Raw genomic sequence first — 15,278 nt, 5'->3', positions numbered from 1 at the left:
GGCCTTGTGTGTGGGGGATCGGTCGGGGTCTCAGGGCGTGAGGGTGGGGCCTCAGCCCAGGCGGGCGGCGAGCCCTCCGGTGCAGCGGACCTCGTCGCCCGCCGTGATGAGCAGGGCCTCGGTGTCCGGCAGGTCCTCCAGCCAGCTCAGCGCGTCCCGCGCACCCATCGCGAACGCGGCCGTCGCCCAGGCGTCGGCCCAGGTCAGCTTGGGGGCCACCACGGTCACGGCGACCAGGTCGGTGACCGCCGACTTGCCGGTGCGCGGGTCCACGATGTGCGTGCCGCGCTCGGCCGTGCCGGAGGTCGCCACGGCCAGCTGCGCGGTGCCGGCCGCGGAGACCACGGCGGCCAGCCCCCCGGGTCGCAGCGGATCGGACACGCCCACCCGCCACGGCCGCTGCGGGCCGGGCACCCCGCACAGCTGCACGTCACCGCCGCCGTTGACGCTCACCCCGGACGCGCCCGCCGCGACCAGGTGGAGGGCGGCGCGCTCGGTGGCCCAGCCCTTCACGATGCCGGTCGGGTCGAAGGTCCCCTGGAAGGTGGCGCTGAACCAGCCGTCGCTGAGCCGCTCCGCCTCCGAGCACAGCTGGAGGATCTGGGCGACCTCCGGATCGCACTCCTCGATGGTCAGCTCGCCGCGGGCCAGCCGTGAGATCTGGCTGTTGTCGCGGTAGGTGCTGAACACCTCGTTCACGGAGTGGAGTCCGGCCACGGCCTCCTCCAGCGCGGTCTTCATCGCCGCGGTCTCTCCGCCGCGCACGTCGAAGGAGAAGACCGTGCCCATGACCTCCTCGACGTGGCGCAGTTGCGGCGGCGCGGGCGCCTCGGAGGGGTCAGCCGGCATTGTCCAGGGCGGACTGGAGGGACTTCTTGTAGCCCGCGCTCGTGTAGGTGGCACCGGAGACGGCATCAATGTCGGCACTCCCTGCTGCGACGGCTTCCTGGTTGAGCTTCGGTATGGCGTTGCCGCTGATCTGGGTGGAGCGGCCACCCATGGGCATCTGGACTGCCTCGGCCTTGGTGACCTTGCCACCGCTGAGGGTGACGCGGACCTGGACCGGCCCGTACTGCGTCTTGACGACCTCACCCTGGACCGCCTCGCCCTTGGCCTGCGCGCTGCCGGACCCGGACCCGGACCCGGACGCGGCTCCCGACCCGGCCGGCGCGGTGCCCGACTCCTGCTCGGTGCCCGACTCCTGGCCACCGGACTCCTGGGATCCCGAATCCGCGCTCTTGACCTTGTCCAGGGCGGACTGCAGGGACTTCTTGTAGCCGGCGCTGGTGTACGTCGCGCCGGACACGGCGTCGATGTCGGCGCTGCCCGCCGTCACCGCCGCCTGGTTGAGCTTCGGTACGGAGTCGCCGCTGATCTGGGTGGAGCGGCCGCCTTCCGGTTTCTGGACGGCTTCGGCCTTGGTGATCTTGCCGCCGCTGACGGTGACGCGGACCTGGACCGGCCCGTACTGCGTCTGCTCGACGGCACCCGTGACGGTCTGGGCCTGCGCGCTGCCCGAGCCCGAGCCGGACCCCTGCCCGCTGCTCGCCTTGTCGAGGGCGGACTGCAGGGACTTCTTGTAGCCGGCGCTGGTGTACGTCGCGCCGGACACGGCGTCGATGTCGGCGCTGCCCGCCGTCACCGCCGCCTGGTCGAGCTTGGGGATGGCGTCGTTGCTGATCTGGGTGGAGCGGCCGCCTTCCGGCTTCTGGACGGCCTCGGACTTGGTGATCTTGCCGCCACTGACGGTGATACGGACCTGCACGGGCCCGTACTCCGTCTGCTCGACGGCACCCGTCATCGTCCCGTTGGCGGCGGCCTGGGCCCCCGACTGCCCCTGCGGCGCGACGGACTGGCCCTCCGCGGCCGCCGGATCCGACGACGGCTTCAGCGTCAGCAGCAGCACGATGCCGGACACGGTGGCGGCACTGGCGAGCAGGACACGCCGAATGGGATGGCTCTTCTTCATAGCTCCTGAGCTCCTGGCTCCGATAGGTCGCGTAAGTCCCGTGGATCCGTGGATCCCGTCGCTCACATCTCGAACGACTCGTGATGGATACGGCGGGTCGGCACACCCGCACCGCGCAGTGCCTCGTACACCTGCTGGGCGAACCCGGGCGGCCCGCACATGAAGACGTCGTGCTCATCGATGTCGGGGATCTTGCGGCGCAGCGAGTCCGGCGAGATGTCGGGGCGCTCTCCCTCGGGGCTGTTCACCGCGTACATCAGGCGGGCGCCGCGCTCCTCCGCGATGGACGCCAGCTCGTCCCACAGCGCCAGGTCCTGGGTGCTGTTGGCCCGGTACAGCAGCGTCAGGTCGCCGGCCGCGCCGGGCAGCGTCTCGAACAGCGCCCGCATCGGGGTGATGCCCACACCACCGGCCACCAGCAGTACCTTGCCCTTGCTGCGCTTGCCCGCCGTCAGCGCCCCGTACGGGCCCTCGGCCCACACCCGGGTGCCGGGCTCCAGTTCGCGCAGCGCCGAGCTGTGGTCGCCGGCCGCCTTCACCGTGATGCGCAGCATGTTGGGGCGGGGCGCCGCCGACAGCGAGTACGGGTGCGAGCTGAACCGCATGCCCGGCGCGAGGAACCGCCAGCGGAAGAACTGCCCGGCCTCCGCGCCCATCCGGTGCAGCTTCCGCCCGCTCATCAGCACCGAGACGACCCCCGGCGCCTCCTCGATGACCGCCTCGACACGCAGCCGGTGCCGCATGTTCAGCCGGATCGGCGTGAGGATCCGGTACCACACCACCAGCGCCGTCACCGTCCCGTACAGGGCGTACCAGACGGTCTTCGCGATGGGCTCCACCACGAACTCGTTGCCCGTGGACAGCTGGTGCCAGAACGTCAGGAACGTGGCCGCGTACGTCAGCAGGTGGACGTGGTACCAGAGGTCGTACGGGATCCTCTTGCGCACCGGCCCCATCGAGATCAGCCCGATGAACACCAGGATGCCGGTGCCGATCGCGGCCTTGCCCATGTCCGGCAACTGGTTGATCGAGTCGACCGTCTGCTGCACGATGTCGGAGAAGGTGAGGCCGGCCTGGAGGGCGTAGCCATACATTGTCATCACGACGTGGGCGACGACCAGGGAGAGCGTGTACCGCCCGCTCATCGCGTGCCAGCGCGCCACCCGGTCCGAGCCGACCCGGCGCTCCAGCGCGGGCACGCGGGCCATCTGCAGCACGACGAGCGCCATCAGGTACCCGGCGAGCAGCCCGGTGATCCGGCCCGCGGCCAGCCATTTGCTGGCGGTGTCCGCGAGGGACGGCGTGTTGCTCCACCACAGCCAGATCACCCCGGCGGCGCCCGCGAAGACGACGAGCAACAGCGGGACGGCGGGGGAGCGTCGGGGGCGGATACGGCGCATCGTCTGGCGCCGCGCGGCGCGGCCGCCTGCGATCGTGGTGGTCACGGTTCCTCCGTGGTGGCGGGCAAGGGGTTCGGCGTCTCCCTTGGCCCTGAGATACGTGCGGGGGCGGCGGAGTGTTCAGTGGGGTGTGGGGCAACGTGCACCCCGGTAGGGGCGCGGGGAACTGCGCGACAAGCCACGACGAACCGGCAGCTTTACCCGGCCAAGTCCCCTACGGCGCTGCGTGCTCAGTACCGCGTGATCGCCGTCGGCCCGGTCGCTGTCCCGATCGCGATGTGAGGCTCGCGCCCAGGATCCGCCCACGCCAGAATCCGCCGCATCGCATCCCGAGGCACAGAAACACAACCGGCCGTAGCCCCAGACCCGTTGACGTGCAGAAAGATGCCAGCGCCGCGACCGCGCACCGGCTCGGCGTAGTTGAACCCGATGACGTACGCGTACGCGTACTGCGTGCCGTACGTGACGAGGTGCTCCGCCTCGCTGGCCCGGCAGTCGGCGGAGAGGGGCTCGGTCCAGCGGTTGTAGGAGCCGGACTCGTTGTCCTGGCACCACCACGAGTCGTTGTGGACCCGCCGGTACGACGCCCTCGCGCCGGCGGGCGCCTCCTCGATCCCGAAGGCGTACGGGAGGTCGTACAGCCCGGTGGGCGTCGTGTTGGTCCCCTGTTTGCGGGAGCTGCCCTCGGCGAGCCCCTTGGCCCCGAAGCGCGCGGGAGCGGAACCCGCCTCCACCCACCGGCCGCCCTGCCGGTCCCACCACGTGACCGTGCCCGTCGTCGACGAGGTGTCCTCGGCCACGGCGGTGATCAGCTGGGCGCCGCCCCCGGTGTCGGCCATCCGCTCGGGGAGAGGCGTCTCACCCGCGGGTGCGGCACCGAGTGCGAGGGAGGCGGCGGCGAGGACGGCGGTGGTCAGGGCAGGGCGCATGCCTCAGACGCTAGAGGGAGGCAGCGGCAACGGCAGCCCGGGTAGGCCATCCAGGCTCGTCGCGACGTGCTCCTTCTTGGTGAAGTAGGCGCTGAGCGAGGCGTCGTCCTCCCGCGCGAAACGCTTGCCGTGCAGGTCGCGGTCCTCGTCGTACGTCATGTAGGGCACCGCGTAACCGCAGGTGTCGCGCACGAGGTCGGCCCGTACGACGATGATCGCGCGCAGGCCGTGCTGCGTCGGGTCGATGTCCGGGAAGTGCGCGAGCAGGTCCGCGAAGCGGGGGTCGTCGCGGAAGACGGGCTCTCCGCGGCCGTGCACGCGGACGATGTTCGGCGGGCCCTGGAAGGCGCACCACATGAGGGTGATGCGGCCGTTCTCCCGCAGATGGGCGATGGTTTCGGCGTTGCTGCCGGCGAAGTCCAGGTAGGCGACGGTGAGTTCGTCGAGCACGGCGAAGGAACCCCTCAGGCCCTTGGGGGAGAGGTTGACCGTGCCGTCGGCGGAGAGGGGCGCGGTCGCCGTGAAGAAGAGGGGCTGGGCCTCGATGAACGTACGCAGGCGGCCGTCAATGCGCTCATAGGTCTTTCCCATGTCAAACGATTGTCCAGGAAAATCTTTCGACTGTCTAAGAGGTTTCTCCTTCGTGTCAGGCGGTCGGCAGGGTGACCGTGATCTGGGTGCGTTCTCCGGTGGTGAGGCAGACCCTCCTGGCATGCGGGCCCAGCGTCGAGGGGCCGACGTGCGCGGACGTGGTGACGGAGGTCATGCCGCGGCGGCTGATCAGGGTGACGTCCTGGGTCTGGTCCGAGGTGACGGTCACCGTGGCGGTACGGCCTGGCAGGTCCCAGTCCAGGCTGTGCACGCGGATTCCTCCTCGGCCCCGGACGCCGGTGATCCTGCCCCTGTCCCACTGCTCGGGCAGCGCGGGCAGGAGTTCCAGCACACCGGGCCTCGTGCAGAGCAGTGCCTCGGCCAGCACGGCGGGCAGTGCGTGCGCGGCGTCCGCGTTGTAGATGTCCCGCCCGGGGTTGTGGGAGGTCATCAGCGACCGGAAGAGCATGTCGCCACCCATGATCTTCCGGAGGTTGTCGTAGACCTTGGCGCCGTCCTTGAGCCGTGCCGCCGCCAGGGCGCGATGCAGGCTGCCGTGTGCGGAGAGGTTCTGGTCTCCGCGCAGTTCGAGCGCCTTGAGGGCCCGAGGCACGAGGTCGGGCCGTTCCTCGGGGTTGATCTCGTGCAGGGGCCAGGCGGCGTACAGGTGCTGGATGTGGCGGTGGTCGTAGCGGTCGGTCAGGCCGGGCCAGGACCATTCGGCGAGCGCGCCGTCCTCGTTGATCCGGTAGTCGGGGATCCTGTCGAGCAGTGCCGTCCAGCGTTCGACGCCCTCGCCGACGGCCTGTTCGACGCCGAGGGCGTTGGCGGCGTCGATGGCGGCCTGGAGGGCGTGTTTGCCGGCCGTGATGTCGCCGGTGGCGTTGACGCACAGGTGCTCGCCCGTGCTGCCGGGGGTGTTCTCCATGGAGAACGACGGCACGAAGACCACGTTGCCGTTCGCGTCGGTGCGGGTGAGGAAGTCCTCGTAGAACAGGGCCAGTTCCATCAGGGCGGGACCGAGTTTGTGCTGGAGGAAGGCCTGCTCCCCGGTGATCTCGTAGTACTCGAGGAGCGGGTGGAGCAGCCAGTCGGCGCCGCCGGTCCAGCAGTGGCCGGGGAAGTCGCTGCCGTTGAAGTGGAGCATGTGCCCGTACTCGCCGTCCGTGCGGGAGGGGGCGAGGAAGCCACGCGCACCGTAGAGGTTCCTGGCGTTGGTCCGCCAGTGGTCGAGCTGGCCGAGGATCAGGTCGAAGTAGCCCTGCATGGCCTCCTCCATGTCCAGGGTGGTGCCGCCGGCCACCTGGAGGTTGACGTTGGCGTCGGTGGTGAAGTCACCGGCCCAGGCGGCGGTCCACGCCCCCGTCCAGATACCGGTCAGGCGGGGCGGCAGGATGCCGCTGGAGCTGAGGAAGAGGTAGCGGCCGGAGTCGTAGAGTCGCTCCAGCAGGGCAAGGTCGATGACCGTGCGGTCGGCGTTCTGGCGTGCGAGCAGCTCCGTGGTCGGCAGTCGGCGGTCGGCCTCGGGGGCGTTCAGATCGAGGCGGGAGCGGTCGTACAGTTCGGAGTGGATCTCTGTGTGCCGGCCGAGCAGTGCCTCGTAATCGTCTTCCAGGGCGGCGAGCCCCGCGTGCAGGGGCCGGGCTTCCCGGGCGGGCCGCGTCTCGTGACGCTCCAGCCGGGTGAGGAGTGTGAGCCTGGCAGCCCCCGTGACCACGACGGTCGAGCCGCTGACGGCGACCGTGCCGCCGGTCGGCACGACGCGGGTGACGCCCTCGTAGCCGTACGCTCCCATGCCTTCGGGGTAGGTGCCGCGCAGGTTGAGCCACCCGGAGCCCCCATCGGTCCCGGCCAGGGTGGTGAACGACACGCGGCTGTGCAGGTCGTCGCCTCCGCCGTGGTCGGTCGGTGTGTCGTCGAGCGCGGTGTGCACGCTCAGGATGACGTCGACGGTACGGCCCGGGGCCGGCGCCAGTTCGTGGACGATGACCCGGTCGGCGCGGGAGACGAAGATCCGGCGGGACCAGGTGCCGTGCCCGTCGGCCCAGGCCGAGGTGACCTCGCCCGTGCGGAAATCGGTGCTCCGGATGAACCGGTGGTACTGGTCGGCGACGGGCCCGTACGCGGTGGCGATCCGGAGCTCGTACGCGGGATGGTACGTCTGGGTCCAACGTAGCTCCCACCCGGCGGCGAAGTCGCGGCTCGCTCCGGCGTAGTCCCCGGCCAGCGCCTTGTCCCGGATGGTTTCCAGCCGATCGGCGAGCACGGGCGGGGTGAGGTCGCGGGTGCCGTTCGGAAGGACGAGGCGGTGGTGGTTGAAGACGACCTTTTCCAGCGCGGGGTCCCCGTACACCACGGCCCCGTACTCGCCGTTGCCGGTGAGGAAGCCGTCGGTCCACGACTCGGCGGGGCTGGTGTCATGGATGCCCCGGTCGGGCAGCGCGACCAGGGCCGGTGTGGGCGCGGTCGTGTCGCCCGCGTGGGAGCGTGCGGAGTGCATCGTTTTCCTGTCCTTCGTGCGGAGGAGCGTCGCCGGCCGACGGAGGGGCGGCGAAGACAGATGATCGTGCAGGCCCCTGGGGAGCGCTCCATCGGGTCGTCCGCGTCGAGCGTCGTACTGCCCTCGGGCACGTGTCCGGTGAGCCGGTCCGGCCGGAGCGTCCCGGACGGCGGATAACCCGGAGGCACCGCGCGCCCGCCTCGACGTGCGGACAGCATGTGGCCCCAGGGCGCGATGCGGAGGATCCCTTCGGTGGTGTGCCGTTCCCGTGCGTCCGTGTGGGCGCCGTGGTCGAGATGGCCGGTACCGTCTGCGGCGTGCGACGGCACCGGCCATCCCTGGTCAGTGCGTCTTCAGTGTGTCTTGTCGTAGGCCTCCTGGTAGATCTGCAGGAAGCGCTTCAAGCCGAACTTGTCGAGGTTCTGCACGTACGAGTCCCAGTCGGAGTCGAGGGACTTCTTGCCGGTGATGAACTGCACGGCGCTCTGCTGCACGAAGGTGCCGATGTTCGTCTGGAGCGTGGCGAGTTCGCCCGCCTTCGCCGGGTCGATCCACGCCTCCCCGAGGGGGAACTCGGGAGGCGACTTGGACTCGTGCGCCGCGTAGAGCTTCGTGGCCTCGAAGAGCCGGCGCTCGTAGCCCTCCGGCGACTTGGGGTCCTTGGCCACCGCCTGAGTGTCGCGGAACTGTTTGGTGTTGTTGTACTGCGCCAGCGCGCTCCAGTTGCCGTTGGGGGGCGGGGAGTCGACTCGCTCGTACTGCGCCGTCAGGCTCTCGTCGAGTGCTACGTCCTCGGGGCCGGGCTTGACCCAGCCCTTGCCCTCCAACCCGAACATGCCGTTGAGCTCACCCTCCTGGCTGAAGATGTAGTTCAGCATCTTGATCGCCGCGATTTGCTTGGCCGGTGAGGCCTTGGTCGTGATGACGAAGGTCGCTCCGGGCACCGACGGCGAGGTGTACGTCGCGTAGCTCTTGCCCTCCGGGCCGGTCAGCGGAGGCAGCGCGTCGTACTTTTGGTCGCGGCCGTCCTTCTGTCCCTGAGTGACGAAGATGTTCGGGTGCATCACCGTCGCCGAGCCCAGGATCACCTTGCCCGCGTGGTCGCCCAGCTTCAGCAGGGCGTCCGCGTTCTGGGTGAAGACGCTGCTGTCGATCAGACCTTCGTCGTAGAGCGACTTGATGTACCTCAGACCCTCGCGCCAGCCGGGCTTGTCCGCCTGGATGTCGGCCTTGCCCTTGTTCAGGACCAGGGTGGGGTTGGTGGAGGGGGTGAAGTTGCCGTTCGGGGTGTCGATGAACGCGTTCATCAGGTACGGGATGACCGTGTCCCCGGTGTCCCCGCTCAGCGGAACCTCGTCGGCCTTGCCGTTGCCGTTGGGGTCCTTGGTCTTGAAGGCGCGGAGTACGTCGCGGAACTCGTCCGTGGTCGTCGGCGGCTTCAGCCCCAGCTTCTTCAGCCACGCGCTGTTGATCCACAGCTTGGACGGGTACGAGCAGTGGAAGCAGTCGACCCACTGGGGCAACCCGTAGATCTTGCCGTCGGGCGCGGTGGCCATCCGCTTGTATGCGGGGACGTCGGCGAACGCCTTCTTGATGTTGGGGCCGTACTGGCCGATCAACTGGTTCAGCGGCTGGATGACGCCCTGGGTGGAGAGCTTGAGGAGCTCGGTCTGGCTGAACTGGTCGACCCAGGGAATCAGCAGGTACACGTCGGGCAGGTCACCGCTGGCCAGCGAGATCTGGCGCTTCTCCTTGGCCGGGCCGCCGTCCTGGGTGGTCGTCTGCCAGTTGATGGTGATGTTGAACTTCTGCTTGATCAGCTGGGTGAACTGGTTGGTCTTGAGGTTCTGGTCCGCAGCCTGGGGGGCGAAGACGTTGAGGGTGACCGGCGGGTTCCCGGTGATCGTGGGGAGCGGCTTGGACGTGTCGGGATCGCCGGACCCACCACCGGTGCAGGCCGCCAGAGTGCCGAGCAGCGTCCCGGCGACCGCCGCCCTGGTGAGCGGACGTGAACGAGGCATGGGGAAGTCCCTTCTGTGACAGGGGGATGGCAAGCGGGGAGGTGAGGAGCACACGTGGGGGGCAGGCGGGGTCTGCTCAGCCCTTGATCGCGCCGATCATGATTCCCTTGGTGAAGTAGCGCGCGACGAAGGGGTAGATGAGCAGGACGGGCACGCTCGCGATGACGATCAGGGAGTACTTGAGCAGGTCCGCGAGCTGCTGGCGTTCCAGCATCTGGGCGGCATCCGTCATGCCGCTGGGGGTGGTGTTGAGGATGAGGATGTTCCGCAGCACCAGCTGGATCGGGTAGAGGTCGGCGTCCTTGAGGTAGAGCAGGGCGTCGAAGTAGGAGTTCCACTGGGTGATGGCGTACATCAGCGCCACCACGGCGATCATCGGTTTGGCCAGGGGAAGAGCGACCTTCCACAGGAACCGCAGGTCCCCGCAGCCGTCGAGCTGAGCCGCCTCGTACAGCTCGTCGGGGATCATCGTCCGGAAGTAGGTGCTGGCGATGACGACCTGCCAGACGCCGATGGCCTGCGGGACGACCAGGGCCCAGCGGGTGTCGAGCATGCCGAGCTGCTGGACCACCAGGTAGGTGGGGATCAGGCCGCCGGAGAACAGCATGGTGAAGACCACCAGGCCCATGACGGGCCCGCGTCCGAACAGGCTCCTGCGGGACAGGGGGTAGGCGAGGGCGATGGTGAGGGTGACGCTGACGAGGGTGCCGACGACCGTGTAGAAGAGCGAGTTGAGGAAGCCTGTGACGATCTGCGGATCGCCCAGTGCGACCTCATAGCCGCGCAGCGAGAAGTCCACCGGCCAGAACAGCACCCGGCCCGACGACACCGCGGTCGGGTCGCTGAGGGAACTGGCCACGATGTTCAGCAGCGGCAGCAGCACGACGGCCAGGAAGGTGCACAGCAGCAGGTAGGTGCAGAACAGGAAAATCCGGTCGACCCGGGTCTCCTGGATCCGCCGGCTCCTGTGCGGTCGGCGCACGGGCAGAAGCCGTGAGCGGGAACCCCGGGGGGCGGCCGGTACTGCCGCGCGGTCAAAGCTCTTCGGATCGGTGACCGCTGTGGTCTGCGGTTGGCTCATGACCACACCCCGCTTCCGGTCAGCCGCTTGGCGGCGAAGTTCACGAGGACGAGCAGGACGAGGTTGACCACGGAGTTGAGGAGGCCCACGGCGGTCGCCTGGCTGAAGTCGGCGTTGAGCAGGCCGGTCTTGTAGACGTAGGTGGCGATGATCTCCGATGTGCTGAGGTTCATCGGGTTCTGCAGCAGGAAGGCCTTCTCGAACCCGATCGCCATGATGTTGCCGACGGCCAGGACGAGGATGATCACCGCGGTCGGCATGATGCTCGGCAGGTCGACGTGCCAGATCTTCTGCAGTCGCGAGGCACCGTCGACGCGTGCCGCCTCGTACAGCGACGGGTCGATGCCGGAGAGGGCGGCCAGGTAGATCACGGCCGAGTAGCCTGCCGTCTGCCAGATGTCCGACCAGACGTAGATGTGCCGGAAGTAGTCCGCGTCCGCCAGCAGGTCGACCCGGTCCACGCCGAAGAAGCCGTAGACGTGGCTGAACAGTCCGAGCTTGGGAGAAAGGATCATGATGATCATCGAGACCACGACCACCGTGGAGATGAAGTACGGCGCGTACGTCACCATCTGCACGGTGCGCTTGAAGAACCCCTGCCGGATCTCGTTCAGCGCCAGCGCCAGGATGATCGGGACCGGGAAGGCGGCGACCACCGCGTAGAGGGACAACAGGAAGGTGTTCTTCACCAGATCCCAGAAGACCGGGTTGTCGAACATGGCCTGGAAGTGCCGCACTCCCACCCAGTCGCTGCCCCAGATGCCCTTGACGACGTTGTAGTCCTTGAAGGCGATGACCCCGTTGACCATGGGAACGTACTTGAAGACCGCGAGATGCACGAGCGGAACCAGCATCAGCAGATACAGCGTCCAGTGACGACTGAAGCTGCGCCGGGCCCTGCGTCCCATGCTCACCTTCGGCACGCGGAGCGGCCTCGCCGCGCTGTTCTGGGACATTCCTAGGCTCCAGAGGCGGGGCGGGGCACGCGTGCCGGGCGGCAGGCACGCCGCGGCAACGGCACCGTCGGCGGATGGGTCCAAGTGCGCATTGCTCTGTCTCCTTGTTGGCCGTGCGGAGAGGGGCGTGGATTCGGTTGGCGCTGCGGACGCGTTTCGCGGTCCGTGCATGCCGCAGTCCACGGCGAAGTCCGTGCCGGTGGTGGAGCCGGGCAGCGGGCTCGCGAGGTGGGTGATGGCCACGGCCACCCTGTCGGCGGTGACCAGGTGTCCCATGGGTCGGGGGCGTCGAGGGTTGCGCGTTCGGCCTCCGGATCGGCTGCGTGGTCCGGAGGCGCCCGATCCGCGGAGCGTCAGCGGTGTCGGCGGTTGACGCGGTTGACGCGGTCGACGCGGATTCCGGCGCGTAAGAGGCCGGCGGCGGTGGCCCGGGTGGGGGAGAGGACGGCACCCTTGGCCGCCGAGTACAGCGCACGCTCGGGCAGTCCGGCGGTCGCCGCGATGGAACAGGTGCTGACGACGGCCGCGCTGGGGGAGCGGCGCAGATGGGGCAGGGCGGCCGGGGTCACCCGGACGATGCCGAGGACGTTGACGTCGAGGACGCGGCGCCACTCGTCGTCGGTGTTGTCCTCGATGGTGCCCTGGGCAATGGTCCCGGCGTTGTCGAGCAGGATGTCGATGGTGCCGAGTCGCCGCGCGGCCTCGTCGACGGCCGACCGGACGCTGCTGTCGTCGGTCACGTCCGCCTGGGTGCCGGTGAGCGGTTCGGGCACGTCGTCAGGGGTCGGGGCGAGGCGCGCGACTGGGGTCCCTCGGGCTGCGAGCAGTCGTGCGGTGGCCAGGCCGATGCCGGAGGCGCCGCCGGTGACGACTGTCCTCAGACCCGCGCACTCGGGAGCCGTGATCTTCATGCGCCGGCCTCCGCCTGCCATACGGGACCGTCGGGGTAGCGGTGGGCCGCCACGGAGGCCGGGTGGATTTCGGCGCTGATACCGGGAGCGGTCGGCGCGAGGTAGTGGCCGTCTTGGATGCGGACCGGGTCGGTGAAGTGCTCGTGCAGGTGGTCGACGTACTCGATCACGCGGTTGTCGGTGGTGCCGCTGACGGCCACGTAGTCGAACATGGCCAGGTGCTGGACCATCTCGCACAGGCCGACCCCGCCGGCGTGCGGGCAGACGGGTACGCCGAACTTCGCGGCCAGCAGCAGGACGGCGACGTTCTCGGTGACACCGGCGGTGCGGCTGGCGTCCAGCTGCAGGACGTCGAGCGCCCCGGCCTGGAGGAACTGCTTGAACATCACCTGGTTGTGGGTGTGTTCGCCGGTGGCCACCTTGACCGGAGCCAGTGCCCTGCGGACAGCGGCGTGTCCGAGGACGTCGTCGGGTGAGGTGGGCTCCTCGATCCAGTACGGGTCGTAGGGGGCGAGGGAGCGCATCCAGTCGATCGCCTGCTGCACTCCCCAGGCCTGGTTGGCGTCGACGGCGATGCGGATGTCCGGGCCAACGGCCTCACGGGCCAGTCGCAGGCGGCGGACGTCGGCCTCGCGGTCGGCGCCGACCTTCAGCTTGATCTGGGAGAAACCGTCGGCGACCGCCTCCTTGGACAGCCGCACCAGCTTGTCGTCGTCGTAGCCGAGCCAGCCGGGTGTCGTGGTGTACGCGGGGTAGCCGTGCTCCAGCAGGTGAGCGGTGCGTTCGGCGCGGCCGGGCTGGGCGCGGCGGAGGATGTCCAGGGCCTCGTCGCGGGTCAGCGCGTCCTGGAGGTAGCGGAAGTCGACCAGGTCGACGAGCTGTTCCGGGGACAGCTCGGACAGCAGCCGCCAGACCGGCTTTCTTGTCCGGCGTCCGTACAGGTCCCACACGGCGTTGACGACCGCCGCGGCTGCCATGTGGATGGCGCCCTTGTGCGGGCCCAGCCAGCGCAGTTGGCTGTCGCCGGTCAACCGCCGGGAGAAGCCTCCGAGGTCACCCAGGACGTCCTCCACCGGCAGCCCGGCCACCAGGGGGGCCAGGGCACGTACGGCGGCGACCGCGACGTCGTTGCCGCGTCCCACGGTGAAGGCCAGGCCGTGACCCTCGTCGCCGCCGCTCGTACGGACCGTCACATAGGCGGCCGAGTAGTCGGGCTCGGGGTTCATCGCGTCGGAGCCGTCGAGTTCGAGCGAGGTCGGGAACCGTACGTCCACCGCTTCGAGGGAGCTGATCAGTTCAGTCATGGTGCCCGGCCATCCGGGCCCGGAGGCCGTGTCGTCGGTTCGGGGTCATGGCAGCCACCTGTCGTCATGTGTCAACCGCATGTTCCTGTGGAACAACAGGCACCGGACATGGGATGGATTTAACGCGCGATCAACGGCCACGTCTATACCTGTGAACAAACTTTCTGTAACTGGCCCGGGTTGTCTGCAGATATGTGATTCGCTGACCGAGTCGGCCGCACGTGAGTCATCCCATGCCCTGGGGACATGGGATGAATCTGGCAGTGTGGCTGGGCACGCACCAGAAGGGGATGGCGAAGCATGTCACTGACCGACAAGGCCATCGACCGCATCAGGGAGCTCGTCCAGTCGGGCGACCTTCCGCCTGGGGCCAAGCTTCCGCCCGAGCAGCAGCTCGCCGCGGAGCTGGGGCTGTCCCGCAACCTGATGCGGGAGGCGGTGAAGGCGCTGGTCGTCTCGCGCGTGCTGGAGATCCGCCGCGGCGACGGCACCTATGTGACCAGCCTGGAACCGGAGGTGCTGCTGAGCGGCGTCGGATCCGCCGTGGAGCTCCTGCGCGGTGACACGCTGCTGGAGCTCACCGAGGTGCGCCGGCTGTTCGAGCCGGTCGCCACCGGGCTGGCCGCCACCCGCATCTCGGCCGCAGAACTCGCGGAGGTGGAGCGGCACTTGGAGGCGACGCGGGCCGCCTGCGACGACGTGGAGCGGCTCAACGAGCACGACGCCGCCTTCCATCGGGCGGTGATCGCGGCCACCGGCAACGCCACGCTCGCCACCCTGCTGGAGGGCATCGCGAGCCGGACGCTGCGCGCACGTGTCTGGCGCGGACTGGTCGACGACCATGCCGCCGACCGCACTCTGGTCGAGCACGAGGCGATCTACCAGGCGCTGGCCGCCGGCGACGCCGGTCTCGCCCAGGCCGCCGCCCTCATGCACGTCAGTACCACCGAGCAGTGGCTGCGTGCGCATCTGGACCGGGACGGCGCCTCGTAGGCAACCGGCCGACACCAGCGGAGATTCCCGATGAGATGGCTGCGCGTGGGCCGCGTGGGCTCCGAGCGCCCCATTGCTCTGGACACCGTGGACAACGCCGGCGAGACCGTGACCGAGCCGCTGCTGGGTCTGCGGTGCCGGACGCCGTCGAAGGGCTCCTGTACGCGCTACCCGAGGACCGCTCACGACGCCGCAGCCCCGACGCGCAGCTCCGCCCGCGCCCGGGCGGCGGTCCACTCGGTGAAAAGCCCGTGCGCGGTCGGCCCCGACGGGGCGAAGACCGGCGGCAACTGCCGCCAGGCGCAGCCCGACGTGGCCACGAAGATGATCGCCGTGAGCGGCTCGCGTCCCCATACTCGCGCCGACCTCCGCCCCGGGCCGAGTCGGAACCGGCGGGACCGCCCGCTGGAACAGCTCTCACAGCTCGTCCGGCACCATGCGCTCAACCATCACCACACGGTGCGGACAACCCAGCACGCCACATGAGACGACGTCCAAGGAATGGTGAATCTGTCGCGGGGTTCCGCTGAGGGCGTTCTGGAGCGGCGGTTCCGCTGAGGGGGTTCTGCCGGCGGAAGTGTGCCCCCGGTCCGGGCGGAACCAGGCCGTGGCCGCCCCGGCCG

Annotated in this window: 11 protein-coding genes and 2 pseudogenes; 1 reads left to right on the top strand and 12 read right to left on the bottom strand. The window is 69.3% G+C overall.

Annotation, left to right across the window (positions count from 1 at the left end):
- Positions 1 to 51: 51 nt before the first annotated feature.
- From FNH08_RS25545 to FNH08_RS25495, 11 genes and pseudogenes are all read right to left on the bottom strand, one after another.
- Entirely contained in the window at positions 52 to 849 is a 798-nt protein-coding gene (locus FNH08_RS25545; RefSeq protein ID WP_152773885.1) for an FAD:protein FMN transferase, read from the bottom strand.
- Positions 839 to 1,969: an FMN-binding protein gene (locus tag FNH08_RS25540; protein WP_152773884.1), complete on the bottom strand. Its 1,131-nt coding sequence runs from the start codon at positions 1,967 to 1,969 to the stop codon at positions 839 to 841. Before FNH08_RS25540 ends, FNH08_RS25545 begins: the two co-directional genes overlap by 11 nt.
- Before the next feature lie 62 nt (positions 1,970 to 2,031).
- Positions 2,032 to 3,414: a ferredoxin reductase family protein gene (locus FNH08_RS25535; protein WP_322725356.1), complete on the bottom strand. Its 1,383-nt coding sequence runs from the start codon at positions 3,412 to 3,414 to the stop codon at positions 2,032 to 2,034.
- A 185-nt stretch (positions 3,415 to 3,599) separates the two neighbouring features.
- Positions 3,600 to 4,298 carry a L,D-transpeptidase family protein gene (locus FNH08_RS25530; RefSeq protein ID WP_152773883.1) on the bottom strand — a complete coding sequence of 233 codons (699 nt, stop codon included), beginning with the start codon at positions 4,296 to 4,298 and terminating at the stop codon, positions 3,600 to 3,602.
- Positions 4,299 to 4,301: 3 nt separating this feature from the next.
- Positions 4,302 to 4,889: a pyridoxamine 5'-phosphate oxidase family protein gene (locus tag FNH08_RS25525; protein ID WP_152773882.1), complete on the bottom strand. Its 588-nt coding sequence runs from the start codon at positions 4,887 to 4,889 to the stop codon at positions 4,302 to 4,304.
- A gap of 55 nt (positions 4,890 to 4,944) precedes the next feature.
- Positions 4,945 to 7,389 (bottom strand): glycosyl hydrolase family 95 catalytic domain-containing protein, encoded by a 2,445-nt coding sequence (locus tag FNH08_RS25520; protein WP_152773881.1) that lies wholly within the window; start codon positions 7,387 to 7,389, stop codon positions 4,945 to 4,947.
- A 353-nt stretch (positions 7,390 to 7,742) separates the two neighbouring features.
- The gene (locus FNH08_RS25515; protein ID WP_152773880.1) at positions 7,743 to 9,410 is read right to left on the bottom strand and encodes a type 2 periplasmic-binding domain-containing protein; all 1,668 of its coding nucleotides are present in this window, start codon (positions 9,408 to 9,410) and stop codon (positions 7,743 to 7,745) included.
- A 76-nt stretch (positions 9,411 to 9,486) separates the two neighbouring features.
- Complete coding sequence (locus tag FNH08_RS25510) at positions 9,487 to 10,491, bottom strand: carbohydrate ABC transporter permease (RefSeq protein WP_228034343.1); 1,005 nt, start codon at positions 10,489 to 10,491, stop codon at positions 9,487 to 9,489.
- A complete protein-coding gene (locus tag FNH08_RS25505) occupies positions 10,488 to 11,447 on the bottom strand; it encodes an ABC transporter permease (protein WP_152773886.1) in 960 nt (319 codons plus the stop codon). Before FNH08_RS25505 ends, FNH08_RS25510 begins: the two co-directional genes overlap by 4 nt.
- Before the next feature lie 156 nt (positions 11,448 to 11,603).
- A pseudogene (locus FNH08_RS25500) lies at positions 11,604 to 12,358 on the bottom strand (SDR family NAD(P)-dependent oxidoreductase); the annotation flags it as partial.
- On the bottom strand, positions 12,355 to 13,662 hold the full coding sequence (locus tag FNH08_RS25495; RefSeq protein WP_152773879.1) for an enolase C-terminal domain-like protein: 1,308 nt from the start codon (positions 13,660 to 13,662) through the stop codon (positions 12,355 to 12,357). The pseudogene FNH08_RS25500 and the gene FNH08_RS25495, both read right to left, overlap by 4 nt.
- Before the next feature lie 300 nt (positions 13,663 to 13,962).
- Between FNH08_RS25495 and FNH08_RS25490 the strand changes: the two genes are divergently transcribed.
- Positions 13,963 to 14,655: a FadR/GntR family transcriptional regulator gene (locus FNH08_RS25490; RefSeq protein WP_152773878.1), complete on the top strand. Its 693-nt coding sequence runs from the start codon at positions 13,963 to 13,965 to the stop codon at positions 14,653 to 14,655.
- 206 nt (positions 14,656 to 14,861) lie between these two features.
- On the opposite strand, the pseudogene FNH08_RS25485 reads toward FNH08_RS25490, so the two are convergent.
- Positions 14,862 to 15,069 (bottom strand): annotated as a pseudogene (locus FNH08_RS25485) (transposase); the annotation flags it as partial.
- Positions 15,070 to 15,278: the final 209 nt, after the last annotated feature.

It is taken from the genome of Streptomyces spongiae (genome assembly GCF_009377185.1).
GTDB lineage: Bacteria > Actinomycetota > Actinomycetes > Streptomycetales > Streptomycetaceae > Streptomyces > Streptomyces spongiae.
This window is presented reverse-complemented; position numbering and strand designations above follow the sequence as displayed.